The following is a 26,914-nucleotide window of genomic DNA, read 5'->3' as shown; positions in this document are numbered from 1 at the left end:
GCCGAGGTGTCCGCTGTGGAGACTTCTCGCGTACGCCGCTGGGCCGGCTTCCGACGGTCCCGCACCGCCAAGCGGCCGGAGGCGGCCGAACCCGAGCGGAAGCTACGGCCGGCAGTCCCGTCCCAACCCGACCGCGGCGCGGACCCGGCTCAGACCTCTACAGAGGCGGACACCGCGATCCTGAACTCACCGCTGACGGACCGAACGGTCCCGCTGGCCGCAGCCTCCGCTGGCCGCAGCGGCAAGAGCGACAGCCCGGCCAAGGCCGCGTCAACCGCGGCGGCCGGCTCGACCGTCCCCGCGGGTGACTCAACCGCTGAGGCCGGCTCAACTGCTTTCGCGGCCGGCTCAACCACCGAGGTTGACCCGACCGCGAAGGTCGGCGCTGCCGCCCGCCCAAACGCTGGGTCCGGTTCGGCCGCGGGGTCCGGCCCGACCACTGAGTCCGGCTCGGCCGCTGGATCCGGCTCGGCCGCTGGATCCGGCCCGAACGCTGGATCCGGCCCGAACGCTGGATCCGGCCCGAACGCTGGATCCGGCCCGGCCGGGGAGGCCGACTCACCTGCGGAGGAAAGCTCGGCTCCCACTGCCGGCTCACGCTCTGCGGGCGACTCAGCCTCCACCGCTGGCTCACCCGCTGAGAGTGCCGGTTCCCGCTCTGATGGCGACGCGGGCGGTTCGGTGGGGGGAAGGTTCCGGCGGCGACGGAAGGCGGCGCTGCCCACCGCCCGGCCTCCCGGGTCTCCGCCGGACCCCTGGACCGTGTTCGCGCAGACCACCGAACGCGAGCCCGGCCGGTTCCGGCGCGGCGCCCGGCGGGTCGGACGGACCCTGCGGCACGAGTACGCCGTCGCGATCTACGGCTCGTTGCTGCTCGCCATTGTGCTGACCTGGCCGACCCTGCGCTATCCGCTGCACACCGTGCCCCAGGACATCTGGGATCCGGCGCGGCAGGCGTGGCAGATTTCCTGGGCCGGGCATGTGCTGCTGACCGACCCGGCACGGTTGTGGCAGGCCAACGCGTTCTACCCGGAGCACTACAGCTTCGCTTTCGGCGACAGCCTGCTCGGATACGCGCCGGCCGGGATGCTCGGCGAAGGACCGTTCGCCGCGGTGTTGCGTTACAACATCCTCTTCGTGCTCGCTCACGCGTTGCTGACCATGGGCGGCTATGCGCTGGTACGCCAGCTCGGTGCCGGACGAACCGCGGCGCTGGTCGGGGCGGTCGCCTTCGCATACGCACCCTGGAGGCTCGCGCAGGAGGGCCACCTCGACATCCTCTCCGCCGGTGGCATCCCTCTGGCCCTGGCAATGCTGGCGCGAGGCCACGGCTGGTCGCTACGGGGCGGATTCCGGTCTGCTCAACGGCGTACCGGATGGGCTGTCGCGGGCTGGGCTGTTGCGACCTGGCAGCTGACCTTGGGATTCTCGCTGGGGCTGCCGTTCGCCTACGCGCTCGGGTTGATCATCGTTGTGGTCGCGGCCGCGGTATTGATCCGGTGGCTGTTCAGGCTCGGGAAGGCGCTCCGGCACAGGCGGCAGACCGTATCCCGGCGCCGGCGCGGTCAGGAGGTCGATCCCGGGCCGAACGCCGGCTCAGAACTACCCCCGGCCGGGGAGACAACCGATCCAAAGAAGACGGCCGGCGCGGAGACGACGGCCGCCCTGGAGGAAACGCCCAGCCGGGGAAAGACAGTTGGCCTGAGAAAAACACCCAGCCCCGACAAGACAACCGGCCTGGCAGAAACGGCCAGCTTGGGAAAAACAGCCAGCCTGGCAGAGACAGCCAGCTTGGGGAGAACAGCCAGCCTGGCGGAAACACCCAGCCTGGAGAAGACGGCCCGCCTGGAGAAAGCAGACGGTCCGGAGACAGCGGACGGTCTGAAGAAAGCGACCGGCGCGGAGGCAGCAACCAGCGCTAGGGCTGCGACCGGCGCTGGGGCGGCGACCGGCGCGGAGGCACCGGCTGGTGAGGAGGCGGCGCGGAGCCGGAAGTTGCTTCCGGATGTTGACGAGACAGTCCAGGGGAAGCGGCCTGGGGACAAGAAGTCCGGCAAGCGCAGGTCCGTCTTCGCGCGCGGAACCGCATCCGGTCAGGAACCGGCGTCCCGGCGGGGGAAGGCGCCCGCGCACGCGAGAGTCTCCGGCGAGCCGGCGCGCAAGAAGAAGGCGGCCAGGGACGACACCGTGGCGATGCCCGCGGCGGACCGGGCGACCGGCGGTGCCGATCCGGCCGTGAGCGAGCCGGCGCCCGCGGCCGTGGAGCGGGTCGGGGATGGGCCTGTGAGGGTTGGGCTCGGGTGGCGGTTGCTGGTCGCCGACCTGTTGGGGGTGCTGATCTTCGTGGGGGTCGGTGCGCTCATCGCGGTGCCGTACTTCCGGGTGGCGGGAACCGGTCCGGCCGGGACGGAGATCTCGTTCTTCTCGGCACCGGTGCGGAGTCTGCTGATCGGGCCGGCTGAGTCGCGGATCTGGGGGGTTCCGCACGAGGTGGCCCGGGGGACGCTGGGCTGGCCCGCGGAGATGACGTTGCTGCCGGGGTTCGTGCTCTATGCGCTCGCGCTGGTCGGTCTGGTCTTCTCGGTGTGGCGGGTGTGGCAGCGGTTGGCGCTGCTCGGCGCCGTGGTGGTCAGTGCGATCTTCACGCTGGGAACGACGTTCTTCGAGGGTCGCTGGACCTATCTGCCGCTCTTCGGTCATCTGCCGGCGTCGTTCGGGGTTCGGATCCCGGGGCGGCTGATGCTCTGGGTGACGCTGCTCCTGGCGATTCTGGCGGCCGGGGCGGTCGCCGAGTTCGTCCGGCGGGCCGAAGGGCTCGCCGCCGCCCGGGTGCAGCCCGGGGCGGGTCCGGGGCCGTGGCTGCGGATGGCGACGTTCGTGCCGTTGGCGCTGGTTCTGCTCGAAGGCTGGAATGCCACCGCTCATCCGGTGATGCCGGTGCAGCCGGCCGCGATGCGTACGGTGCAGGGACCGATGCTGGTGTTGCCGACCGCGGCGCTCGCCGATCAGACGGTGTTGCTCTGGTCGACCACCCGGTTCCAGGATCTGGCCAACGGCGCCGGCGGGTTCGCCCCGCTGCGGCAGGCGGAGCTGCGCCGGTCGGTGGCGTCGTTCCCCGATGAGGCGAGCATCCGGTTCCTGCGCTCCGAGGGGATCGGCACGGTGGTTCTGCTGCGTTCCGAGGTCCCGGGCACGTCCTGGGCGCGTGCGGGGGACCTGCCGGTGGACAACCTGGGGATCACCCGGGAGGACCTCGACGACGAGTCGGTGCTGTTCCGCCTGAACTGAGCTGAGAAACAGCACAGGCCCGCCGGTACGTTCCGGCGGGCCTGTGCTCTTTCACGAGGTGGTGTCGGCCGGGGCCGGGGCTGGGGCCGGGGTGCGGTCCAGGTTGAGCCAGCGGCGGATACCGACCGTCCAGGGCGCGTCCGGGGTGCCGGTGAAGGGGCCGCCGTCCGGGTCGTCGTCGTAGGTGTGGCGGACCACGTCGAGCTCGGGGCGCCAGATCTCCCGGACCACCAGGCCGGCCAGGATCGCCACGGTGACCAGGCGCAGCGTCGACGCCAGGACGAACGTGCCCTCCGGGATGACCGGTTTGCCGCCGGCGCCGAGGAGTTCGGCGTAGAACGCGGTGAAGTAGCCGATCTCCGCGACGGTCCAGGCGATGATCGCTCCCCAGCGGGGACGGGCCAGGACGATCAGCGGGAGCAGCCACAGGACGTACTGCTGGGACCAGACCTTGCTGAAGATCAGGAAGGCCGCCACCACCAGGAACGCGAGCTGGGACAGGCGTGGGCGGCGGGGGGCGAGCAGGCACAGCAGGCCGATCGCCGCGCAGGCCAGCACCGTCAGCGCGTACGAGAGGTGGTTGAGGGTGGGGATGTTGTCGCTGAGCCATTGGAACGGGCCCTGGTCGCCCGGTGCGCCGCTGTTCCACTTGGAGTCGAGGAAGCGACCGATGTACCAGAATGTGCCCCAGTCGATGGGCCGGGTGTCGTTGAGCTCGAAGAAACGGTTCCAGCTCGTCCGGTACAGCACGGCGATCGGCAGGTTCGTGGCCACCCAGGCGAAGACCGCCCCGCCGAGCGCCAGCAGGAACGGTTTGAAGCGCTGGGATCTCAGGGCGAGGACGAACAGCGGGCCGAGGATGAACAGCGGCCATAGTTTCGCCGCCCCGCCGAGGCCCAGCAGCAGGCCCGCGACAAGTGGCCAGCGCCGGGTCCAGGCGTACATCCCGAGCAGGGCGAGCCCGATGGCGAGGAAGTCCCAGTTGACCGTGGTGGTGACCAGCAGGATCGGGGAGAGGGCGAAGATGGCGGCGTCCCAGGGGCGGCGCCGGCGCAGGGCGAGGATCACCGCGCCGGAGGCGACCGCGAGCAGGGACAGGACCAGCGCGTTGGCGTTGTAGAACCACTTGCCCTGGTTGATCTCGGGGTATTTCTCGCCGAGCTCGTGCACCGGCAGGCCGAGCGCGCCCATGAAGTAGCCGCTGACGACCGGGTATTCGACGGCGTGGTCCTTGTACGGGACCTTGCCCTCGTTGAGCCCCTCGGCGTAATAGAGCGCGAGGACGTCGGTGTAGCAGAACCGGGTGTACTGGACGTTCTCCTGCCAGTTGCCGTCCTGGCAGGGCGATTTCTGCACCCAGCTGAACGCCAGCGTCATGCAGAGCAGCGCCATGATGATCCGCGGGGCGGTCCAGAAGCGGCTGCGGCGAGCGGCGGGATTGACCGCGTGCTCGCCGACGGGCCCGCCGATGGCCTGGGACAGCCCTCGGATGAAGCCGTCGGAGTGGGCGGGAAGGTCGGCCGGTTCTGCCGGGGTGGCGGGACCTGGCCGGGCCGGCGGGTCGGTCCGGTCGGTCTCCGACGACGAAGGCGCGCTCATGACTTGGCATCATGCCGCATCGGCGGCGGGATGGGGCGACCCGGACCGTCCGGGTCCATTACCGGGTGAAAGCGAAACGGCGTGCCCACCGTCGCCGGTGGGCACGCCGTTCACGTCAGTCGGGCTGGTCAGCCGTCCCCGTCATCGTCATCGTCATCGTTCTGACCGTTGTTGATGCCGTTGTTGGTGGTGCCGGGGAACTGGATGCCACCGTTGTTGTTCCCGTTGTCCTGGTTACCGGTGTTTCCCGTCGGCTGGCCGTTCTGGCACTGCTCGGGGAACAGGGTGCAGATCGCGTTGCCGTTGTTCTCCGGCGTCGGCGGGACGACCGGAGGCGGCGGCGGGGGTTCCTGGCCGGTGGCGAGTTCGCTGTCCTTGTTGCCCGTGTCCACCGGCGTCGGGAAAGTTTCCTTCTTCATGTCCTTCGCCTTGGTGACGGCGTTGATGAAGTCTTCCCAGATCTGGGCGGGGGTGCCGGAGCCGAACATCTCCCCGCCGTCCTTCTCCTTCATCTCGAACTTGCCGCTCGAGCCGCCGACCCACACGGTCGCCGCCAGCTGGGGGATCCCGCCGACGAACCAGGTGTCACCGCTGCCCGCGGTCTTGTTCTTGCCGTCGTTGAACTCCCAGGTGCCCGACTTGGCGATCGACTCGCGGCCGTTGCGAAGCACATTTTTCGCGTGGTCGGGGATCTTGGCCATGACGCCTTCGAGGTTGGCCATCTGGTCCGGCGGGAAGACCTGCTTGCCGGTGCGCTTCTCGCTCTTCAGCGCGACGGGCTTGCCGGTGCTCTGGTCGATCCGCTTCACCGTCTTGATGAAGTGGGCCTCCTGGCGCACCCCGCCGTTGACGATCGTCGAAACGCCCTGGGCGTGCTCGAGCGGGGAGATGTTGTACTGCCCGAACCCGATCTCGAGACCGAAGTTCTTCTTCCAGTCGGCCGCGTCGGTCTTGGTCAGATCGACGACCTTGTTGTCGTTGTTGAAGATGTGCTTGATGCCGGCGTCACGTGCGGCCTCGACGACCTTCTCGACGCCGATCCCCTCGGCGATCTGGTAGAAGGGGAAGTTGTACGACTGGATCGTCGCGGTCTCGAGGTCACAGTATTTGATCTTGCCGCCACAGATCTTGCCCGGGTCGCCACCCGCGTTGCTGATCTCGGTGCCGTCGATCTTCTTCTTGGTGCCGTCCCAGGTGGTCTTGAACGAGATGTCCTCGCGCAGGCCGGCCGCCAAGGTATAGATCTTGAACGTCGAGCCCGGTGGCTGGCCACTGCCGGAGAAGCCGGTGCCGTCGCCGTTCATGTAGCTGCCGTAGTCGAGACCGGCCGGATTGTCGCCGCCGTAGTAACCCAGCACCCGGCCGCTGTCGGGCTCGATGCCGATGACCGCGGACTGGTACTTCTTGTCGCGCTTGTACAGCGGCGACGTCTTGCTGTTGCGGGAACCGGCTTCCTCGGCGGCCTTCTGCACCACCGGGTCGATCGTCGTCGTGATCCGCAGGCCGCCGCGCTGGTAGTCGTCCGCGGAGATGTTCATCTCGGCGAGCTCGGCCTTGACGTGCCGCATGATCATGCCGACCGGCTTGCCGTCGGCGCAGGTCTTGCAGGCGCTGGTCGACTTGCCCTTGACCTTGGGGTACTTACGGGCGGCGTACTGCTCCGGAGAGATCCACTTCATCTCCAGCATGTTCTTCATCGTGTATTCCCACCGGTCCTTGGCATCCGGCAGGTTCACGTTGGGGTCGAAGCCTTTGTGCCCGGTGATGCTGTCCGGCTCGGGCTGCTTGATGATCGACGCCAGGACGGCCGCTTCCTCCGGCGTGATGGCGTTCTTGTTGTCCAGCGGCGTGAGCACCGACTTGCCGAAATACCCCTGGGCGGCGGCCTCGATGCCGTACCGGCCCTCGCCCAGGTAGATGTAGTTGAGGTAGAACTCCATGATCGTGTTCTTGTCGTACTCGGACTCGAGCTTGCGCGCGATCACAGCCTCGCGGAGCTTGCGGTTGTAGCTGATGTCCTTCAGGTCAGCCGCATGCCGGGCGTACTGCTGGGTGATCGTCGAGGCACCCTGCTGCGCACCGTTGGTGAAATTGTTCCACGCGGCGCGGACGATGCCCTTCATGTCGATGCCGTTGTGCGTGTAGAAGTTCTTGTCCTCAGCCGCGGCGACCGCGAACTGGACGTACTTGTTGGTTTGGGCCTGCGGCACCACGATCAGGTCGGTGCCGTCCTTGGCGAGCGTCTGGCCCTTGGAGTCGGTGATGACGTTCATCTGGTTCTCGGTCTTCGGCGCCGGCAGATCCACGCCGTCGAAGAACCAGGTGCCCACGACCACGCCGCCACCGGCCATGATCACCAGGACAGCCGCCGCGGCGGTCAGGATGTTGGCCCGGCGGCGCTTCTTGGCCGCCTTGTTCAGGATCTTGGCCGCGCTGCCCTTCTTGCCGTTGCCACCCGGGCCGTCCGGACCGGCGCCACCGCCGGCCGCCGGATCCACCGGGCGCACCGCGGCGCGCGCCACCGAGGCACGTCCACCGCCGCCGGGCACGGAGGCGCCACCGACCGCGGCACGTCCGCCCACCGCGGCCCGGCCACCCACCGACGCCGTGCCCGCACCGACCGGCGCCCGGCCCGGTCCTCCCACGGAGGCCCGCCCGCCGGCGCCGGCGGAGCCGACCGAGGCGGAGCCCACGGACGCCGACCCGACGGACGCGGCACCGCGAGGCGCCGAGCCGCTCGCACCCGGGCGCGCGGAGCCGGACGGCCGCCGGTACGCGTCGGGCGCGGGACGATCGTCGTAGCCGGACGGATCGTCGTTAGGCGTGGAGGCTGCGGGCGACCCGGGCACGCTGGCCCTGGCTCGCGCAGACTGCGAATCGCCGTACGAATTCATTCGGTTACACCTACCGGTCGCAGTGGAATGCCCCCGGAACCCTGGAGGGGTTCCCGGGGGCCACGCCACGGACGGACGTTTGTGGGCTGCACCCGCGCAGCCGCCCTGTCGGATGTCAAGAGTGACCGATTGCGGCGCTGGATGCCCGTGTCGGTCGGGGTCGAGTCAACGTTAGCGACGTAGAGGGCGATCACTGTCTGCCCTCCCGGCGAGGTGACGACGACGACCCTGTCTCGCGGTGGCGGCCCGAGGCGGACGCGGCGAGAGCCGTCGCGCCCATTTCCAGTTCGTCGGTGGTGAGCGCGTCCCGGCCGAGCAGATACTGCTCGATCAGGTGGTTCCACGCGCAGGACTGGCACACCTCGACCACGAAGACCTGGAACTCACGCAGAGTCATCGCCAGGACCGGCAGCTCGGCGAGCTTGCGGGCCTGGCCGGCGGACTGCTTGAGCTCGTCGCCATAGATGTAGTGCACCAGGGTCAGGTTGTCCCGGCGGCAGACCGGACAGCGGTCGTCGGTCGGCTCGCCATGGAACCGAGCTGCGTTTTTCAGGTACGGCGAGGCATCACAGACCTCGAGTGCCCCGATCTTCCCATTGTGCAGGTCACGCAGCACTACTCGCTTCTGGAGCGAGTAGTCGACGATCTGCCGCTGCGTGCGCATGGCGAAGAGAGTACGCGGTCCACACGCGAAGGGCGACAGCCATCACGCAGCGTGGCGATCCGACCGCCATGACGTGACTATCTTGCCAACGCGGGGGTCTCCGCTTACGGTTGCGATGTATCGGACCGATACATCGTGGGTCGCTGAAACTGGGCGGCCGGTCGCATCCTGGAGGAGGAGGATCAGGGCATGCTGGAAATGGCGATCCTCGGTCTCCTCCAAGAAGCTCCGATGCACGGATACGAGCTCCGTAAGGAACTCGCCACCAAGCTCGGCACCATCCGCGCGGCGATCAGTTACGGCACCCTGTACCCGACCCTGAAGCGGTTGTTCGCCGCCGGATGGATCAGCGAGCAGGCCACCGCGGCCGACCTCGCCCCGCCGATGACCAGCAAGCGCGGCCGCGTGGTCTACAAGATCACCGCGGAAGGCAAGGAACGCTTCGCCGAACTGCTGGCGCACGCCGGCCCCGAGACGTACGACGACGCGGGTTTCGGCGTGCACTTCACCTTCTTCTCCCGGACCGACCGCGCGACCCGGCTGCGCATTCTCGAAGGCCGCCGGCGCCGCGTCGAGGAACGCCGGGAGGGCCTGCGGGACGTGCTGGCCCGGGCCGGCGACCGGCTCGACGCCTACACGCTCGAACTGCAGCGACACGGGCTCGACTCGTGCGAACGCGAAGTCCGCTGGCTGGAGGAGCTCATCACCAACGAGCGCTCCGGCCGCACCCCCTCCGCCCCGGCGGCCGACAAGGCCACCGGGACACCCCCCGAAGAACCGGCTCCGCATCAGGACCGGCCGTGATGAATCAAGGAGGCAAACGCGATGGGTTCCGTCCGCGTCGCCATCGTCGGTGTCGGTAACTGCGCTTCGTCCCTGGTACAGGGCGTGGAGTATTACAAAGACGCCGATCCGAACGACCGCGTCCCGGGTCTCATGCACGTCACCTTCGGCGACTACCACGTCTCTGACGTGAAGTTCGTCGCGGCGTTCGATGTGGACGCCAAGAAGGTCGGCATGGACCTCGCCGAGGCGATCGTGGCCAGCGAGAACAACACGATCACGCTCACCGACGTCGCGCCGACCGGCGTGACCGTGCAGCGTGGCCCGACGTTCGACGGTCTCGGCACCTACTACCGCGAGATGATCGAGGAGTCGGAGGCCGAGCCGGTCGACATCGTCAAGGCTCTGAAGGACGCCCAGGTCGACGTCGTCGTGGCCTACCTCCCGGTGGGTTCCGAGGAGGCCGACAAGTTCTACGCCCAGGCCGCCATCGACGCCGGTTGCGCGTTCGTGAACGCCCTGCCCGTCTTCATCGCCTCGGACCCGGTCTGGGCGAAGAAGTTCGAGGACGCGGGCCTGCCGATCGTCGGTGACGACATCAAGAGCCAGGTCGGCGCCACGATCGTGCACCGCGCGCTCGCCAAGCTGTTCGAGGACCGCGGCGTCGAGCTGCTGCGCACGTACCAGCTGAACTTCGGCGGCAACATGGACTTCATGAACATGCTGGAGCGCAAGCGCCTGGTCTCGAAGAAGATCTCCAAGACCCAGGCCGTGACCAGCCAGATCCCGCACGAGATGATCAAGAGCGACGTGCACATCGGCCCGTCGGACCACGTGCCGTGGCTCGACGACCGCAAGTGGGCCTACATCCGGCTCGAGGGCCGCAGCTTCGGCGACACCCCGCTCAACGCGGAGCTCAAGCTCGAGGTGTGGGACTCCCCGAACTCGGCCGGCGTGATCATCGACGCGGTCCGCGCGGCGAAGATCGCCCTGGACCGCGGCATCGGCGGCCCGATCCTGTCCGCGAGCTCCTACTTCATGAAGAGCCCGCCGGTGCAGTACAACGACCACGACGCCAAGGACGCGGTCGACGCCTTCATCAAGGGCGAGATCGAGAGCTGATCAAGAGCACTGCCGAGAGGGGTCCGGGCCGTCCATGGTCCGGGCCCTTTTCCGGTACGCCGTCAGCGCCACGTCCGCTCGAGCGTGACCCGGGCCTCCAGCTCGAGCAGCCGGCGCTTGCGGTCCAGACCACCCCCGAAGCCCACCATCTTGCCGCCGGCTCCGACGACCCGATGACAGGGCACGAGCACGGGTACGGGATTCCGGTTGCACGCCGTCCCGACCGCGCGCGCCGCGCCGGGGTCACCGAGCGCCTTGGCGATGTCTCCGTACGTGCGCATCTCGCCGTAGGGGATCGTGGCGATCTGCCCCCACACGGCCCGCTCGAATTCCGAGCCGCCCCGCATCTCGATCGGCACAGTGAAATCGGTCACCACTCCGGAGAAATAGCCGGCGAGTTGCCCGGCGACCTCGGGATCGGAGTCGACATCCCACGCCGGGGACGCGCCGAACCGCACGCCGACCACCGTGCCGCCAGCCCCGGTGCCGCCGTCCACCTCGACGCCGAGCGGCCCGATCGGGGAGTCCACGAGCATCCTCATGCCCCGATTCTGCTCCCCGGGTCCGACAGAAATCGATGCAAGGTTCCGTCGCCCGCCCGCGTCTGTACGGACGGAGGTGGCCGGTGGAGCAAGAATTCACGACGTTCGTGGCCGAGCGCTCGCACGCGTTGATCCGCGTCGCGTACGCGCTGACCGGTGATCAGCGGGCCGCGGAGGACCTGGTGCAGGGCGCACTGGCCAAGGCGTACGCCCGCTGGCCCCGGATCAGCGGCGACGCTGAGCCGTACGTGCGGCGGATCATCTACAACGACCGGGCGTCGAACTGGCGGCGGCGGGGCCGGCAGGCCGAGTTGTCAGTGGCCGAACCGCCGGAGCGGGCCGCGCCCGACCGGCACGACGACGACATCGCGCTGCGGTTGGCGCTGCGCCAGGCGCTGCTCACCCTGCCGCCCCGGCAGCGGGCCGTGCTCGTCCTGCGTTTCCTGGAGGACCGGACGGTCGAGGAGACCGCGGAGGTGCTCGGCTGCCGCCCGGGCACGGTGGCGAGCCAGTCGTCCCGGGCGCTCGCCAAATTACGGGACCTGGTTCCCGCCCTCGACGACGACATGGCTGCGGAGGTGCTGCGATGACCACGGACGACCTGCTGCGCGACACGGTCCGGGAGCTCGCCGGGGAGGCCCGGCCGCCGTCCGGGCTCGCCGCCGCCGCGATGGCCCGGGGCCGCAGACTGCGCCGCCGGCGCCGGACCGGGATGATCGCCGCGGCCGCGTCGCTGGTCCTGCTGACCACCGTCCCGTACGCGATCCTGAGCCGCACCCAGCGTCAGGCCCCGCAACCCCCGGCCGTGACCACGACCGCCCCGGACTGGTCGACGAAGGTCCCCTACGCGCTGCCCGGCGGCTGGGCGGTGACCAGCGTGCAGACCGAGAAACTGACCGCGGTCCTGAACCCGGCCACGAATTCCTACCGCTCGGTCAGCCGCGCGTTCACCAGTCTCTCGGTCTCCCCGGACGGCAGGTACGTGGCCGTCACCGACGAGGCGCACGACAACCGGCTCGGCATCCTGACCACGGCGACCGGCAAGGTGCGCTGGACCACCGCAGGCCACATCCTCGAGCCGATCTGGTCCGCGGACAGCAAACGCCTGCTCGCCACCGGTCAGGATCGCTTCTACCTGGTGGAGGCGGCGTCGGGGAAGGTGATACGGCGGCCGGTCGACTACTCCTGCACCAACTACTGCCTGCTGACCTGGCTGCCCGGTGATCAGGAGATCGCGTGGGCGAAGCCGGGCGTCAACGGCTCCGAGACCAGTGAGGGCACCGTGTGGTTCCTGTCGGTGTTCGACGTGCAGACCGGGAAATGGACCCGTGACCTGGCGCTGCCCGGCACGCCGGCCAGCCACGACGCATGGTCACCGGGCGGCCGGTACGTCCTGATCCGTGGCGACGGCACCCAGGCCCAGCGGCTCCGGATCGCCGACGCCACCACCGGGACGATCCGCACCCAGCTCACCGCGACGATCGCGTACTTCGTCAGCGTGGACCGGGTGCTGACCGTCGAGGACGGCGTCGCGGCGCTGATCGACCTCGACGGCCGGGTGCTCGAACGGGTGGTCCTCGATCCCGTGCTCAGGAACGCGCAGCTGGGCTACGGCCCGGCGCGGTGAGCCGTCAGGCGATGTGGCCCTGCTCGCGGGCCCAGCGCTGCAGCTCCGCCTCGGCCTCGTCACGCGGCAGCGGGCCGCGGTCGAGGCGGAGCTCCTTGAGGAAACGCCAGGCCTGGCCCACGATCGGGCCGGGCGGCACCCCGAGCAGCTCCATGATCGCGTTGCCGTCGAGGTCGGGCCGGACCCGGGCGAGGTCCTCCTCGGCCTCGATCCGGGAGATCCGCTCCTCGAGCGCGTCGTAGTCGGCCGACAGGTTCGCGGCCTTGCGCTTGTTGCGGGTGGTGCAGTCCGAACGGGTCAGCTTGTGCAGGCGGGGGAGCAGCTCACCGGCGTCGGTCACGTAGCGGCGCACCGCGGAGTCGGTCCACTCGCCACGCCCGTACCCATAGAAGCGCAGATGCAGCGCGACCAGCTGGACCACCTCGGTGGTCACGTCCTTGGGGTATTTCATCGCTTTCATGCGCTGGCGGGTGAGCCGGGCACCGACCACCTCGTGGTGGTGGAAGCTGACCCGGCCGTCGCGCCCGACGGCCTTCGTCGCCGGCTTGCCGACGTCGTGCATCAGTGCCGCCATGCGCAGGATGAAGTCCGGACCCGCAGCACCCTCGAGGCGTACGGCGTTGGAGACCACGATCAGCGTGTGCTCGTAGACGTCCTTGTGCTGCGCGTGCTCGTCGATCTCGAGCTTGAGCCCGGACAGCTCGGGCAGGAAGCGGTCGGCGAGCCCGGTGTCGACGAGCAGCCGCAGGCCACCGATCGGGTCGGCGGCGCACATCAGCTTGGTGAACTCGTCCCGCACCCGCTCGGCGGTGATCCGGTCCAGGTCGGCGGCCATCGCGGTCATCGCCGCGAGCACCGGCGGGTCGATGGTGAACCGGAGCTTCGCGGCGAACCGGGCGGCGCGCAGCATCCGAAGTGGATCATCGCCGAAGGATTCCTCCGGCCGCGACGGGGTCCGGATCACCTGGGCCGCCAGGTCCTCGAGACCGCCGTACGGGTCGGTGAAGACGTGCCCCGGCAGGCTGACCGCCATCGCGTTGATCGTGAAGTCACGGCGGCGCAGGTCGTCGAGCAGGTTGTCGCCGTACTCCACGGTCGGGTTGCGGGTGACCCCGTCGTACGACTCGGCCCGGTAGGTGGTGATCTCGATCCGCAGACCGTTCTTCTGGATACCGATCGTGCCGAACTCGCGACCGGTCTCCCAGATCGCGTCGGCCCAGCCCTTGACCACGGCGAGCGTCTGTTCCGGGCGGGCATCCGTGCAGAAGTCGAGGTCGTCGCCGAGCTGCCCGAGCAGCGCGTCACGTACCGAGCCGCCGACCAGGTGCAGCTCATGGCCGGCGGCGCCGAAACGGCGCCCCAGCTCGTCGGCGACGGGGGAGACCCGCAACAGCTCCTGGACGGCGTTGCGCTGGGCCGTATTCAACACAGACATGGGACTACCAGGGTATCGGTCGTGGCGGTCACCGAGCGCAGCGGGCAGGATGGGAGCGTGCCCGTACCCGAGGTGCTCCGCCGCCTCAGCCAAGATCCCGCTTTCTGGTCCCTGCTGCGGGCGGAGGGCGGCGACGGTTCGGCCCCCGATCCGGGCCAGCTGCGGATCTCACTGCCGGTGACCGGTGGTTACGGTCTGGTGCTCGACATCGACCTCGCCACCGGCGAGCAGGCGCTGGGGCTGCGCGGCCCGGCCACCAGCGAGCCGGTGCAGCTGGGCTGGGTCGCGCCGGGCCGTCCGTTCCCCGCCGCGCTGCGCTGGCACGAGCTGGAGCTCTGCGCCCGGGTGATCGCCCTGGAGGATCCGACCCTGCCGCATCCGGGGCTGGTCGTGGCGCTGCTCGGGCCGTTCGCGCCGGTCACCGCCGAGGACGACGCGACCACGGCCGGAGCGGTCCGCGAGGCGGCGTACCGATCGTTGCGCCGGGCGGTGCCGCCTCCTGAGCCCTCCGGTCCGGAGCAGGCCCCGCTGCCGATGTTCGCGACCGACGACTGGTGGCCGCGGCCACCGGAGCCGTCACCGCAGGTGCTCGACGAGGCCGCTATCGCGGAATACACCGCCCCGGCCGGCCTGCCGCTCCAGGTCCGCGCGGACAAACGCTTCCCGCACGAGGGACTGGCCGAGATGGTACGCAGCGCCGTGCGCCGTTTGTCCGACCTGCCGGAGGACCGGGTGTACGACCAGGGGCGCCCGCTCGCCCGGCACATCGCGGACACCGGTGACCTCCGTACGGTGAACGCCTTGCTCGGGGTCCTCACCGAGGCCGGCTGCGACCACCCGACCGTGCTGGACGCCCTGAGCGAGCCACTGGTGCCCATCGAGGCCTGCTGGATGGTCGAGACGCTCGCGGGTGCGGCGCCCGGCACACTCCTGCGCCATCACGTGTGAAACGGTCGCTGGCTAGGGTGGCGTCTGTGTTCGTACCCCTGGGGAGGTCTTGGTGAGCGGCGGCATCTACCGCAGCGCGGCTGCCGCGCCCGACAGTGAGCCGGACGGGCCCGACGAGGGCTCGTTCCTGATCGCGGTCGACAGCACGGCCACGCTGCCCTCCGCGGCGGCCGACCAGCCGCTGGCCCCCGGCGTGATCCCGGACGACGTCCGTGCCTCGAGCGGCACCGTCTACGGCAGTCCCGCGGGGGATCTCGCGGACACCGAACCGGAGCCGGAACCGGAGCGCAGTGCGGTCGGCAACAGCGCCATCATGGCGGCCGGGAGCCTGGTCAGCCGGATCATCGGGTTCGTCCGCAACATGCTCATCGGCATGACGCTGGGTTCGGCGATCGGTAACCCGTACACCAGCGCGCAGTTCCTGCCCAACCAGATCTACGAGCTGCTGCTCGGCGGCGTCCTGTCCAGTGTGCTGATCCCGCTGCTGGTCCGGCGGCGCAAGGCGGACCCGGACGGCGGTCAGCTGTTCACCCAGCGGCTGCTCACCCTGTCGGTGGTCTCGCTCGGCATCGCGACGGTGATCGTCACGGTGCTGGCGCCGGTGATCACCACGATCCAGTCGAGCTCCGACGCCGCCCCCGGATACCAGGAACTGGTCACCTCGCTGTCGTGGCTGATCCTGCCGATGATCTTCTTCACCGGCATCTCGGCACTGATCGGCGCGGTGCTCAACGTGCGCGGCCACTTCGCCGCGCCGATGTGGGCACCGATCCTCAACAACCTCGTCGTCATCGCCACCTGCGGCGTCTTCATCGTGGTGTTCGGCTCGACGTCGGATCTCAAGCCCGGCGACATGTCGGCCGCGGAGATCGGGGTGATCGGCGGCGGCACCCTGCTCGGCATGATCGTGCAGACGATCGGCCTGCTGCCGGCGCTGCGCAAGGTCGGTTTCAGCTGGAGCTGGCAGTGGAACCCCCGCGCGCTCGGCCTGGGCGAGGTCGGCGGCCTGGCCGGCTGGATGCTGCTCTGGGTCGGTGCCAACCAGCTGGCGGTCTTCGTCGTGGCCCGGGTGCTCAGCGGCGTCTCCGGCGACGACGACGCGAGCCTGCTGGCGTTCAACAACGTCTTCCTGCTGACAATGATGGCGCACGGCATCATCGGCGTCTCGGTCATGACCGCGCTGCTGCCCAAGATGAGCGCGGCCGCCGCCGAGGGCCGGTTCAGCGACGTCAGCGGCGACCTCAGCCGCGGCATCCGGCTCACCACGACGGCGCTCGCCCCGATCTGCGTCATGTACGGCGTGCTCGGCGTCCCGATCGCGGTCACCTTGTTCCAGGGCGGACGGCTCTCCTACAACCAGTCGTACGCCACCGGCGGGGTGCTGGCCGTGGCCGCGTTCGCCGTGATCCCGCTGTCGATCAGCTACCTCTGCAACTACGCGTTCTATGCGCTGCAGGGCAACAAGACGGTCGCACTGATCAACCTGCCGGTCGTGGCGCTGCGCGTCGTCGGCTACGTCATCGTCGTCGAGATGCTGTCCGAGTCGCTGACCGCGGCCGGCCTCACCGCCGCCAACGCCATCTCCTATCTGCTGTCCGCGGTGCTCTCGCTCGTGCTGCTGCGCCGCCGGATCGGCCGGCTCAACCTGGGCTCGGTGGCCCGCGCACTGGTGAAGGTGCTGGTGGCCGCCGCGGTGGCGACCGGGGTCGGTCTGCTGGTGCTCCACGTGCTTCCCGGAGGCGACACGCCCGGACGTGGCGCGGCGCTTCTGCAACTCTTCGCCGGCGGTGGGGCGATCATGCTGACCTACCTGGTGGCGGCTACGCTGCTCAAGGTTCAGGAAGTCAATCAGGTCGTCGGGATGGTGCGCCGCAAACTCGGGCGCTGAGCGACCTGTTGATAACGTGTGGATAACCCCCTGAACAGCTATTTTCATCGCCCCAACCGGCCCACAGGGCCCTGGAAGGCGGGCCCGGACGGGTGCCGCGCCCAGGGATGACCTGTGGGGTTCCGGCCCCGGGCGGGTAAGGTCTGGGACGACACGTGCGACTCATCGAGGGAGGACGGGTGACCCAGGTCGGCGAAGGCCACGAGACCTCGGCCGACGAGGCCGGACCGGTCATGACCTTCGGTGCGCCCACCGTCGGTGAGATCCTGGCCGAGCGTTATCAGCTCGAAGAGCACGTCAACAACGACAGTGCCGGCCGGCAGGTCTGGCGAGGCATCGATGTCATCCTCCGGCGTCCCGTCGCGGTCGTGCTGCGGCATCCGGGCGGCGACTCCGCGACCGAGATGCTGCAGGCCGCGGTCGACGCGAGCCGGGTGATACACCCCAACCTGGTCGGCGTCTACGACGCGATCGACGAGGGACAACGCGCCTATGTGGTGCGTGAGTGGGTCGACGGTGAGGCATTGCGCGAGCTGGTCGGCCGGGACGGCCCGCTGGAGCCGGGACGAGCCACCGCCATCGCCCACTCGCTCGCCGACGCTCTGACGGCGGTGCACGCCACCGGCATGGTGCACGGCAACATCCACCCGGGCAGCGTGCTCATCGGTGACGACGGACGGGTCGTGCTGGCCGACGCCCGCGCCGACTCCGCCGACAGCACCGAGTCCGACGTCCGCTCGGTCGGCGGCGTCCTCTACTACGCGCTGACCGGCCACTGGCCGCACGCCGAGATCAGCCCGTCCACGGTGCCCGACGCCACCCGCGACGGCAACGGCAGCCTGACCACGCCGCGGCAGGTCCGCGCCGGCGTCCCGGCCTACCTGGACGACCTGACCATGGACCTGCTCGACAAGCGGGTCGCGTCGCCGGAGGCCGAGGCGCTCACCGCCGAGCTGTCCCGGCTCAACGCCGCCGACGAGGACTACGACGACGTCGGGCCGCTGCGCTTCGCCCAGGGCGCCTCGTCCGAGCCGGTCCGGAGCACCAACAAGATCGTGCTCGGCATCGCGGCGCTCGCCGTGATCGCCATCATCGGCCTGGTCTTCGGCATCCAGGCCATCAACAGTTCCGGCGGCGACCCGGCACCGTCCACCAACGACACCACCACGGCGCAGCAGGACGGCACCACCGGTGGTTCCGACGGTGGCACCGCGACCGGCACCGACGACGCGAACAACCCGGCGCCGAAGAAGATCCCGCTGACCGCCGACATGGTCCGGATCGTCGACCCGCCGAAGGGCGACCGCGAGGATGCCCCCGAGGCCAAGAACGTCGTCGACGACGACAAGGACTCCGTCTGGCGGACCCCGGGCTTCGACGACGGCCCCAAGTTCTACAACAAGCCCGGCATGGGTCTGCTGATCAACCTCGGCAGCCCGCGCACGCTCAGCGACGTCCGGGTCGAGACCGCCGTTCCCGGCGTCGCCATGGACATCCGCACCGGGCCGAACGACCCGGGTGACAGCTCCACCGGCGACGACAAGATCGCCAAGACGTTCACCAAGCTCGGCGACGGTGAGACCGAGAAGACCGACGGCACCAACTCGATCTTCAACGTCTTCGACCCGGCGCAGAAATACCAGTACATCCTGGTGTGGGTGACCGAGCTGCCCCAGGACAACGACGGGAAGTACCGCCTCGAGGTCTCCAAGGTCGAGGTCTACGGCAACTGACCGCCACGCTCGACGAGGCCTCCACCGATCGCTCGGTGGGGGCCTCTTGTTTTCCCCCGGGATGCGTGACTCGGCTAGATTGCTCGCGTGACTACTGGCGGGGCTCCCGGCGGTGCGGACCTTCCCGGCCCGACCGATGCCGAGCTGCTGCGCGCCCACGTCGAGGGTGACACGCTGGCCTTCAGCGAGCTGGTCCGCCGCCACCGCGACCGGCTGTGGGCGGTCGCGATGCGCACCATCGGCGACCGCGAGGAGGCCGCCGACGCGGTGCAGGACGCGCTGCTGTCGGCACACCGGGCCGCCGCCAAGTTCCGGGGCGACTCGGCCGTCACCACCTGGCTGCACCGGATCGTGGTGAATTCCTGCCTCGACCGGATCCGGCGGCGGCAGGCACACCCGACGATCCCGCTGCCCGACGGCACCCACACCGACAGGGGCGGACCCGGCGGCGGTCCGGAGCCGGCCGCCCCCGTCCGCGACCACGACACCGCACTGGTGGTCCGGGCCGCGCTGGCCGACCTCCCGCCCGATCAGCGCGCCGCCCTCGTGCTGATCGACGTGCAGGGTTACTCGGTGGCCGAGGCCGCCGTGATCCTCGAGGTCGCCGAGGGCACCATCAAGAGCCGGTGCGCACGGGGCCGGGCCCGGATGGCGATCGCGCTCAAACACCTCCGGACCGGCGCCGACCCCGAATCCGTGGGAGAGCAGCGTCACTCGGGGAACCCGGGCGCGTCCGGGCGCGTCTCAACCGGGTCGAGTGCGACCGGGCCGCTTCCTGGCCCGGGTGACAGAGGGGACCGACCGTGACCGGGGCAGAGTTCAGCGAGGTCGACATCGACCTGCTGGCCGACTATGTCGGCGGCGCGCTGGACGGCACCCCCGACGAGGCCCTCGTGACCCGGCGCATCGCCGCCGACCCGGCCTGGCAGGACGCGTTCGTCGAGCTCACCAACGGCGCCGAGACCGTCTCCGGAGCGTTGCGAGCCTGGGGCGCCGAGCCCGAGCCCATGCCCGCGGACATCGTGGCGCGGCTGGACGCGGCACTGCTCGCCCCCGGTGCCGACGCTTCCACAGCCCCGCCGGCCGCTGAACCCGCCGGTGCTGCTCCTGTCCGGCACCTGGTCTCCGTACCCTCCGGATCCGCCCGGCCCACCACCGCCCGGCGCCTGAAGTGGGCCGCTCCGATCGGGATCGCGGCGGCGGTCCTGGCTTTCGCCGGCTTCGGCATCCAGCAGCTCGCGGTGTCGGACAGCTCGGATTCCGAGGCCACCTCGGCCGCGGGATCGGCGCCGGAGCCGATGATCGCCGCACCCCTGCGGACGCTGGAGAGCGGCGCGGACTACACCGAGCAGTCCCTCGGCCAGATGGCCCGGAAGGCGGAGACCGATCTTTCCGCCCCGGAGGGCACGACCGCGAACAAGTCCGTCCCCAGCGCCTCCGTTCTCCTTGAGGACGCACTGACCCCGTTGCGGGTGCAGGAGGCGCTGGCGGCGTGCCTCGACGCGATCGCGGCCGAGAACGGCACTCCCACGATCACCGCGCAGACCGTCGACTACGCCCGCTTCCAGGGCTCGGCGGCCGTCGTCGTCGCTTTCACCGCGGCCAACGGGGCGTGGGTCTGGGCCGTCGGCCCGGCGTGCGGATCGCCCGGTTCCGGCGCCGCACGGCTCGGTTCGCTGCGGGTAGGCTGAACGGATATCCCATCGTTGTGAGGCCGCCCACTATGCCGCGGCCCACAAGCCGTGACACGCGGGAATGTTGCTCTCTTACCATGACGTTCTAGCGTGCGACGTCGCCGGTTCACGGCGAAACCAGACTGAGGAGTCGGCAGTGGACGAGGTCCGCAATCTGATCATCATCGGCTCCGGGCCGTCCGGCTACACCGCGGCGTTGTACGCGGCCCGGGCCAGCCTGAAGCCGCTGGTCATCGAGGGCGTCCAGTCCGGTGGCGCGCTGATGACCACCACCGAGGTCGAGAACTTCCCGGGTCACCCGGACGGCATCATGGGCCCCGAGCTCATGGACAACATGCGCAAGCAGGCCGAGAAGTTCGGCGCCGAGTTCATCACCGACGACGTGACCCGCGTCGAGCTGGGCGACAAGCCCACCGAGGCCGGCACCGAGGGTCTGAAGACCGTCTGGGTGGGCGAGAAGCAGTACTTCGCCCGCGCGGTCATCCTCTCGACCGGTTCGGCCTGGCGCCGGCTCGGCGTCCCCGGCGAGGAGGAATTCCTCGGCCACGGCGTCTCGTCCTGTGCGACGTGTGACGGCTTCTTCTTCCGCAAGCAGAACATCATCGTGGTGGGCGGTGGCGACTCCGCGATGGAGGAGGCCACGTTCCTCACCCGCTTCGCCGACACCGTGACGATCGTGCACCGCCGCGACTCGTTCCGGGCCAGCAAGGTGATGCAGCTGCGCGCGATGAACAACGAGAAGATCAAGGTCGAGTGGAACACCGCCGTCGACGAGATCCTCGGCGAGGACGGCAAGGTCTCGGGTGCGCGTCTGCGCAACCTGCAGACCGGGGAGACCAAGGTCCTGGACGTGACCGGCGTGTTCGTGGCGATCGGCCACGACCCGCGCAGCGAGCTCTTCAAGGGCCAGGTCGCGATGGACGACGACGGTTACGTCACGGTCGCCTCCCCGTCCACCCGGACCAACATCCCCGGCGTGTTCGCCGCCGGCGACCTGGTCGACCACACCTACCGTCAGGCCATCACCGCCTCCGGCACCGGCTGTTCCGCCGCGCTGGACGCCGAGCACTTCATCGCCTCGTTCATCGAGCTGTAAATCAGTAGCGCCGCACACCAGGAGGTCCGAGTGGGAGCAAACAAGGCCGTCACCGACGCCACTTTTACGAGTGACGTGCTGCAGTCCGACAAGGTGGTACTTGTCGACTTCTGGGCCGAGTGGTGCGCACCCTGCAAGAAGATCGACCCGCTGCTCACGGAGATCGCCGCCGAGATGGGCGACCGGGTCAAGATCGTCAAGCTCAACATCGACGAGAACCCGGAGACCGCCCGCGCCTATCGGGTGATGTCCGTGCCGACGCTGACCCTGTTCAAGGGCGGCCAGCCGGTCAACTCCGTCGCCGGCGCCAAGCCCAAGGGCGCCCTCGTGAACTTCATCGAGTCGGCCCTCTAAACCGGCTTTTCGCAACGCCTCGCATCCACCCGGATGCGGGGCGTTGCTCTTTGGCGTGGAGCGCTATCGCCACCCGGCCGTTCCGGACAACGGGTAGTACGCTCCCCGGTAGTTGCCCTCTGCACTTCCCCCTCAAAGTTGTTAGGGAGCCGCGCGTGCGTTCGATCCGACATGGAGACACCGGTCCGGCCGTCGAGGAGATCCGGTCGATCCTGGTGGATCTGGAGCTGCTCGAGACCGCAGGCACCGAGTTCGACGATGCCACCCAGACCGCTGTGCGAGCGTTCCAGCAGGGCCGCGGACTCGGCGTGGACGGCATCGTCGGCACGGAGACCTGGGCGGCACTCGACGGCGCCCGCTGGAAACTCGGTGCCCGCACCCTGTTCCACTCGGTGCCCACGTTCCTGGTCGGCGAGGATGTCCGCACGCTGCAGGAGCGGCTGCTCGAGATGGGCTTCGACACCGGGCGCGCCGACGGCCTCTACGGCCCCCGGACCGCCCGCGCGGTCGCCCAGTTCCAGCGCGAGGTCGGCCTGACCCCGGACGGCTCCTGCGGGCCGAACACCATGAAGGCACTGCGCCGGCTCGGCCGCAAGGTCGTCGGCGGGCGTCCCAACTGGCTGCGCGAGGCCGAGGCGTTCCGGCAGTCCGGTTCCAGCCTCGTCGGCAAGACCATCGTCATCGACCCGGGCCACGGCGGCCCGGACGACCTCGGCGTCGTCGTGCCGGACGGACAGCTGCGCTGGACCGAGGCCGACCTGGTCTTCGACATCGCGACCCGGCTCGAGGGCCGGCTCGCCGCCGCCGGCATGCGCGTGCACCTGACCCGCGGCCCGCACCCCACCCAGCAGATGACCGGTCAGGAACGCGCCGCGCTGGCCAACAGCCTCGGCGCCGACCTGCTCATCTCACTGCACCTCGACGGGCAGGAAACCCCGTCCGCCGACGGCGTGGCGACCTACCACTACGGCACCGGCAACGGCGTCACCTCGACCGTGGGGGAGCGGCTCGCCAACCTCGTCCAGCGCGAGGTCGTCGTGCGCACCGGCATGCAGGACTGCCGCATCCACGCCAAGACGTGGGAGCTGCTGCGCCTCACCCGGATGCCGGCCGTCCGCGTCGACCTCGGTTACCTCTCGTCACCGGTCGACCGCGAGCGCCTCATCGACCCGCTCATCCGCGAGCAGATCGTCGAAGCCATCCTCGCGGCCGTCCAGCGGATGTACTTCCCGGTCGAAGCCGACGTGCCGACCGGCTCGATCGACGTGCGCCAGCTCCGGCTCGCGCTCGCCTCCCGCAACGCCTAAGGCGCTTCCGTGGACGTGGTTGCTGCGACCGGGCGGACCGGTCGCAGCAACGTCTCCGGGCTCATCGAGCCGAGCAGCTTCTCCAGCGCGTACTCGACGTCGGACTTCCACGACAACGCGGTCCGCAGCTCCAGGCGCAACCGCGGATAGCGCGGATGCGGGCGCACCGTCTTGAACCCGACCGACAGGAAGAAGTCGACCGGGGCGACGCAGCCCTCCTCGCCCTCGCCGGCCTCACCGAACTTCTGGTCGCCGAACGCCTCGATCGCCTTCACCCCACGCTTGGTCAGATCGCGGGCCACCCCTTGGACAAGCATCCGGCCCAGCCCGCCCCCGGCGAACGCGGGCACCACGTGCGACGTCATCAGCAGCGCGGCGTCGGCACTCACCGGTGAGGTGGGGAACGCCATCGACCGGGGGACATACGCCGGCGGTGCGAACATGACGAACCCGGCCGGCATGCCGTCGACGTACGCCAGCTTGCCGCACGACCCCCACTCCAGCAGGGTCTGGGAAACCCAGGCCTCCTTCTCGAGCCCCGGATCGCCGGTGGCGCAGGCCCGCTCGGCGGAAACCGGATCGAGCTCCCAGTAGACGCAGCCGCGGCACGGCCGGGGGAGGTCTTCGAGGGTGTCGAGGGTCAGATTGACCAGGCGTCGCGACATCGCGGGGCCCCTTGAGATCGGTGAAGATGTCCGGACTGCGGCACGGTTACTCGTCACGTGCTTGCCCGCGCCCCGCAGGGATCCTACGCCGCAACCGCCGTGAACGGCAGCGGAACCATCCCGCTCGGTGAACAACTCCCGTGCGCCCGGGGACCCGGCCACTAGCATGGTCGGCAATGTGATCAACCGACTGTTCCGAGGTGAAGCCGCATGACCGGCACGACTCAAGACGACTACACCGATCGCTACGCGCGACGGGTCCGGGGAATGACCACCTCCGAGATCCGCGCCCTGTTCGCCGTCGCCAGCCGCCCCGAGGTGGTGTCGCTGGCCGGTGGCTCGCCCTACATCGCCGCGCTCCCGCTCGACGCGGTCGGCGAGATGATGAGCAAACTCGCGACCGACATGGGCACGACCAGCCTCCAGTACGGCATCGGTCAGGGCACCGTCGAACTCCGCGAGCACATCTGCGAGGTCATGGCGCTGTCCGGGATCACCGGCGCTTCCCCCGACGACGTGGTCGTCACGGTCGGCGGACAGCAGGCCCTCGACCTCGTGGCACGGCTGTTCCTGGACCCGGGTGACGTGGTACTCGCCGAGGGGCCGACCTACGTCGGCGCACTCGGCGTGTTCCAGGCCGCCCAGGCACAGGTGCGGCACGTGGCAATGGACGCCGACGGGCTCATCCCGGCAGCACTCGAAGAAGCGATCACGGCCGCCGCGGGACGGATCAAGTTCCTGTACACGATCCCCACGTTCCAGAACCCGGCCGGTGTCACGCTCACCGAGGAACGCCGGGAGGAGATCCTCGACATCTGCGAGCGGTACGGACTCCTGGTGGTCGAGGACGACCCGTACGGCATGCTCAGTTTTGAGGGTGACGCCCCGCGCCCACTCCGCGCCCGGCGCCGTGAAGGGGTCTTCTACCTGAGCACCTTCTCCAAGACGTTCGCCCCGGGGCTGCGCGTGGGCTGGATCCTCGCCCCACACGCCGTACGCGAAAAGCTCGTCATGGCTTCTGAAGCGAACATCCTGTGCCCGAGCGCGTTCGCCCAGGGCGCGGTCACCCAGTATCTGGCGACCATGCCGTGGCGCGAACAGGTGAAGACGTACCGCGAGATCTACCGCGAACGCCGCGACGCCCTCCTCGAAGCACTGCGCGACTACATGCCGGCCGGCACCACCTGGACCCGCCCCAACGGCGGCCTCTTCGTCTGGACCACCCTGCCGCCCGGCCTGGACTCGAAGGCCATGATGCCGCGGGCGATCGCCGCCCGGGTCGCCTACGTGCCCGGCACCGGCTTCTACGCCGACGGCACCGGCGCCGGCAACATGCGGCTCAACTTCTCGTTCCCGCCCCCCGAACGCATCCGCGAAGGCGTGCGCCGGCTGGCCGGCGTCATGGAACAGGAACTCGCGCTGCGAGCGGTCTTCGGACCGACCACCCCCCACCACCGTCGTGGCCCGGCCGCCGCGGACACCCCCGGCCCCGACTTGGCATGATCAACCCCATGGGTACGTCCTCCGAACCGCATGTCCTCGTCCTGGCCGGCGGCCTCTCCTACGAACGCGACGTGTCCCTGCGCTCAGGCCGCCGGGTCCTGGACGCACTCCGGGCCACCGGCATCTCGGCCGAACTACGCGACGCGGACGTCACCCTCCTGCCGACGCTGCGCGAAGACCCACCGGACGCGGCGGTGATCGCGCTCCACGGGGCAACCGGCGAGGACGGGTCGCTGCGCGGGGTCCTCGACCTCTGCGGCATCCCGTACGTCGGTTGCACCGCGGCGGCATCCCGGCTCGCCTGGGACAAACCCTCCGCCAAATCCATGCTGAGGGAGAACAGCATCCGTACGCCGGACTGGGTCGCCCTGCCCCACGACCGGTTCTCGGAGCTGGGTGCGGTGGCGGTCCTCGAACGCATCGAGGACCGCCTCGGCCTGCCCCTCATGGTCAAACCGGCCCAGGGCGGTTCCGGCCTCGGAGCATCCGTGGTCCGCGACTCGACGGCACTGCCGGCCGCGATGGTGAGCTGCTTCGCCTACGACTCCACGGCCCTGGTCGAGAAGTACGTGGCCGGGACGTCGGTCGCGGTGTCGGTCCTGGACCTGGGGGAGGGGCCGTTCGCGCTCCCCGCCGTGGAGATCGTCCCCCGCAACGGCGTCTACGACTACGCGGCCCGATACACGGCAGGCCTGACGACATGGCACACCCCGGCCCGGCACCCGGCCCCGGTGGCCGAGAACGTGGCATCCATGGCCCTGGCCGCGTACAAGGCCCTGGGCCTCCAGGACCTGTCCCGCGTCGACCTGATCGTCGATGCTGACGAGGTGCCGCACGTGCTCGGGGTCAACGTCTCCCCGGGGATGACGGAGACGTCGCTGCTGCCCCTCGCGATCCAAGCGGGAGGCCTGGACTTCGGCAGGGTCCTCGAACAATTGGTCGGTGCGGCAGTCACCCGCGGTGCCCGCTAACCAGGCCCACCCCACAGCCTGACCACCACCAAAGCCCAACCGTCAACACCGCCGCACCCAGCCTCCCGTGCGCAGCCTCCCGCACCCGGCCTCCCGTGCGCGGCCTCCCGTGCGCGGCCTCCCGTGCGCGGCCTCCCGTGCGCGGCCTCCCGTGCGCGGCCTCCTAAGCGCGGGCCCGTGCGGGTTCTATGCGTCGCTTCCCGTGTGCCGTCGGCGCGGGTCTCTCTGCGCGCCTCCGCTTCCCGCTTCCTGCGCGTGGCCCCCGCAGTGTTTCTCCAAGTGGCGTCCGCGCGGCAACCTCGGGCCACGCGTCTCCCACCGGCCCCGCAGCCGTACCACCTACCGCACTATGCCCACGCAACCCGCGATCCGCCGTCCACTCACGCTTCCTACCGAGCAGACAACACGCCACCCCATGACCCATGGGGCTATGGCTGAACTCAGGCCCGCCTAGACCCGCCGGCTGACATCGCAGCAATCCACCCAGGCTGCGACCCCACTCCAGCATCTACCTCAAAACCAGAGCCCCACCGCTCGGCGGCCACGAACCTGACCCGACTCACCCAAAGAACCTCGGAAAGCCACCCGGCCCAAAGTCACTAGCGATCTGACTCATCAGGCGTTCCCGCGCTCGCCACACCCGCGCTCGCCACACCCGCGCTCGCCACACCCGCGGCGCAGCATCCGTCTCGCTGATCCCGCGGCACTAAATCCGACCCCGCCACCGGCCCACCGACGGACCCACCTCCACGGCTGGACCCAGTCCCACCACCGAGCTAGCTGCATTTCGCATGGCCCGAC

General features: G+C 69.8%; 21 protein-coding genes. 15 read left to right on the top strand and 6 right to left on the bottom strand.

The window, feature by feature from the left end:
* Positions 1–762 precede the first annotated feature (762 nt).
* On the top strand, positions 763–3,288 hold the full coding sequence (locus tag ACIA6A_RS28585) for a hypothetical protein (RefSeq protein ID WP_396100978.1): 2,526 nt from the start codon (positions 763–765) through the stop codon (positions 3,286–3,288).
* 51 nt (positions 3,289–3,339) lie between these two features.
* On the opposite strand, the gene ACIA6A_RS28580 is transcribed toward ACIA6A_RS28585, so the two are convergent.
* The 3 genes from ACIA6A_RS28580 to ACIA6A_RS28570 form a co-directional block, all read right to left on the bottom strand.
* The gene (locus tag ACIA6A_RS28580) at positions 3,340–4,887 is read right to left on the bottom strand and encodes a glycosyltransferase family 87 protein (RefSeq protein ID WP_396100977.1); all 1,548 of its coding nucleotides are present in this window, start codon (positions 4,885–4,887) and stop codon (positions 3,340–3,342) included.
* Positions 4,888–5,015: 128 nt separating this feature from the next.
* The gene (locus tag ACIA6A_RS28575) at positions 5,016–7,580 is read right to left on the bottom strand and encodes a transglycosylase domain-containing protein (RefSeq protein ID WP_396100976.1); all 2,565 of its coding nucleotides are present in this window, start codon (positions 7,578–7,580) and stop codon (positions 5,016–5,018) included.
* Positions 7,581–7,971: 391 nt separating this feature from the next.
* Positions 7,972–8,445: a DUF5318 domain-containing protein gene (locus ACIA6A_RS28570; RefSeq protein ID WP_396100975.1), complete on the bottom strand. Its 474-nt coding sequence runs from the start codon at positions 8,443–8,445 to the stop codon at positions 7,972–7,974.
* Between the two features lie 189 nt (positions 8,446–8,634).
* Between ACIA6A_RS28570 and ACIA6A_RS28565 the strand changes: the two genes are divergently transcribed.
* Both ACIA6A_RS28565 and ACIA6A_RS28560 read left to right on the top strand, forming a co-directional pair.
* A complete protein-coding gene (locus ACIA6A_RS28565; RefSeq protein WP_396100974.1) occupies positions 8,635–9,249 on the top strand; it encodes a PadR family transcriptional regulator in 615 nt (204 codons plus the stop codon).
* Positions 9,250–9,270: 21 nt separating this feature from the next.
* Positions 9,271–10,350, top strand: coding sequence for an inositol-3-phosphate synthase (locus ACIA6A_RS28560; RefSeq protein WP_396100973.1), 1,080 nt, complete (start codon positions 9,271–9,273; stop codon positions 10,348–10,350).
* A gap of 62 nt (positions 10,351–10,412) precedes the next feature.
* On the opposite strand, the gene ACIA6A_RS28555 is transcribed toward ACIA6A_RS28560, so the two are convergent.
* A complete protein-coding gene (locus tag ACIA6A_RS28555; RefSeq protein ID WP_396100971.1) occupies positions 10,413–10,892 on the bottom strand; it encodes a methylated-DNA--[protein]-cysteine S-methyltransferase in 480 nt (159 codons plus the stop codon).
* A gap of 35 nt (positions 10,893–10,927) precedes the next feature.
* Between ACIA6A_RS28555 and ACIA6A_RS28550 the strand changes: the two genes are divergently transcribed.
* Both ACIA6A_RS28550 and ACIA6A_RS28545 read left to right on the top strand, forming a co-directional pair.
* Complete coding sequence (locus ACIA6A_RS28550) at positions 10,928–11,482, top strand: SigE family RNA polymerase sigma factor (protein WP_396100970.1); 555 nt, start codon at positions 10,928–10,930, stop codon at positions 11,480–11,482.
* Entirely contained in the window at positions 11,479–12,519 is a 1,041-nt protein-coding gene (locus tag ACIA6A_RS28545) for a hypothetical protein (RefSeq protein WP_396100969.1), read from the top strand. The genes ACIA6A_RS28550 and ACIA6A_RS28545 overlap by 4 nt, the downstream gene beginning before the upstream one ends.
* Positions 12,520–12,523: 4 nt before the next feature.
* On the opposite strand, the gene ACIA6A_RS28540 is transcribed toward ACIA6A_RS28545, so the two are convergent.
* A complete protein-coding gene (locus ACIA6A_RS28540; protein WP_396100968.1) occupies positions 12,524–13,954 on the bottom strand; it encodes a CCA tRNA nucleotidyltransferase in 1,431 nt (476 codons plus the stop codon).
* Positions 13,955–13,975: 21 nt separating this feature from the next.
* Here ACIA6A_RS28540 and ACIA6A_RS28535 point away from each other — a divergent pair, with 21 nt between their 5' ends.
* From ACIA6A_RS28535 to ACIA6A_RS28500, 8 genes are all read left to right on the top strand, one after another.
* Positions 13,976–14,902 carry a hypothetical protein gene (locus tag ACIA6A_RS28535; protein ID WP_396100967.1) on the top strand — a complete coding sequence of 309 codons (927 nt, stop codon included), beginning with the start codon at positions 13,976–13,978 and terminating at the stop codon, positions 14,900–14,902.
* Between the two features lie 52 nt (positions 14,903–14,954).
* Positions 14,955–16,790 carry a murein biosynthesis integral membrane protein MurJ gene (murJ, locus tag ACIA6A_RS28530; RefSeq protein WP_396100966.1) on the top strand — a complete coding sequence of 612 codons (1,836 nt, stop codon included), beginning with the start codon at positions 14,955–14,957 and terminating at the stop codon, positions 16,788–16,790.
* 179 nt (positions 16,791–16,969) lie between these two features.
* Complete coding sequence (locus ACIA6A_RS28525) at positions 16,970–18,523, top strand: protein kinase family protein (protein WP_396101158.1); 1,554 nt, start codon at positions 16,970–16,972, stop codon at positions 18,521–18,523.
* A gap of 87 nt (positions 18,524–18,610) precedes the next feature.
* The gene (gene sigM / locus ACIA6A_RS28520) at positions 18,611–19,330 is read left to right on the top strand and encodes an RNA polymerase sigma factor SigM (protein WP_396100965.1); all 720 of its coding nucleotides are present in this window, start codon (positions 18,611–18,613) and stop codon (positions 19,328–19,330) included.
* The gene (locus ACIA6A_RS28515) at positions 19,327–20,214 is read left to right on the top strand and encodes a hypothetical protein (protein WP_396100964.1); all 888 of its coding nucleotides are present in this window, start codon (positions 19,327–19,329) and stop codon (positions 20,212–20,214) included. The genes sigM and ACIA6A_RS28515 overlap by 4 nt, the downstream gene beginning before the upstream one ends.
* A 139-nt stretch (positions 20,215–20,353) precedes the next feature.
* On the top strand, positions 20,354–21,313 hold the full coding sequence (gene trxB, locus ACIA6A_RS28510; RefSeq protein WP_396100963.1) for a thioredoxin-disulfide reductase: 960 nt from the start codon (positions 20,354–20,356) through the stop codon (positions 21,311–21,313).
* Positions 21,314–21,343: 30 nt separating this feature from the next.
* Complete coding sequence (trxA, locus tag ACIA6A_RS28505) at positions 21,344–21,667, top strand: thioredoxin (protein WP_396100962.1); 324 nt, start codon at positions 21,344–21,346, stop codon at positions 21,665–21,667.
* A 155-nt stretch (positions 21,668–21,822) separates the two neighbouring features.
* Positions 21,823–22,974, top strand: coding sequence for an N-acetylmuramoyl-L-alanine amidase (locus ACIA6A_RS28500; protein ID WP_396100961.1), 1,152 nt, complete (start codon positions 21,823–21,825; stop codon positions 22,972–22,974).
* On the opposite strand, the gene ACIA6A_RS28495 is transcribed toward ACIA6A_RS28500, so the two are convergent.
* Positions 22,971–23,639 (bottom strand): GNAT family N-acetyltransferase, encoded by a 669-nt coding sequence (locus ACIA6A_RS28495; protein WP_396100960.1) that lies wholly within the window; start codon positions 23,637–23,639, stop codon positions 22,971–22,973. The two genes, ACIA6A_RS28500 and ACIA6A_RS28495, sit on opposite strands and share 4 nt — an antisense overlap.
* 210 nt (positions 23,640–23,849) lie before the next feature.
* Here ACIA6A_RS28495 and ACIA6A_RS28490 point away from each other — a divergent pair, with 210 nt between their 5' ends.
* A complete protein-coding gene (locus ACIA6A_RS28490; protein ID WP_396100959.1) occupies positions 23,850–25,142 on the top strand; it encodes a PLP-dependent aminotransferase family protein in 1,293 nt (430 codons plus the stop codon).
* Positions 25,139–26,113, top strand: coding sequence for a D-alanine--D-alanine ligase (locus ACIA6A_RS28485; protein ID WP_396100958.1), 975 nt, complete (start codon positions 25,139–25,141; stop codon positions 26,111–26,113). Before ACIA6A_RS28490 ends, ACIA6A_RS28485 begins: the two co-directional genes overlap by 4 nt.
* Positions 26,114–26,914 lie beyond the last annotated feature (801 nt).

The sequence above is a fragment of the Actinoplanes sp. NPDC051494 genome (assembly GCF_044454705.1).
In the GTDB taxonomy this organism is placed as follows: Bacteria; Actinomycetota; Actinomycetes; order Mycobacteriales; family Micromonosporaceae; genus Actinoplanes.
The sequence above is the reverse complement of the archived record's forward strand: the minus strand, read 5'-3'. Positions and strand labels throughout refer to the sequence as shown.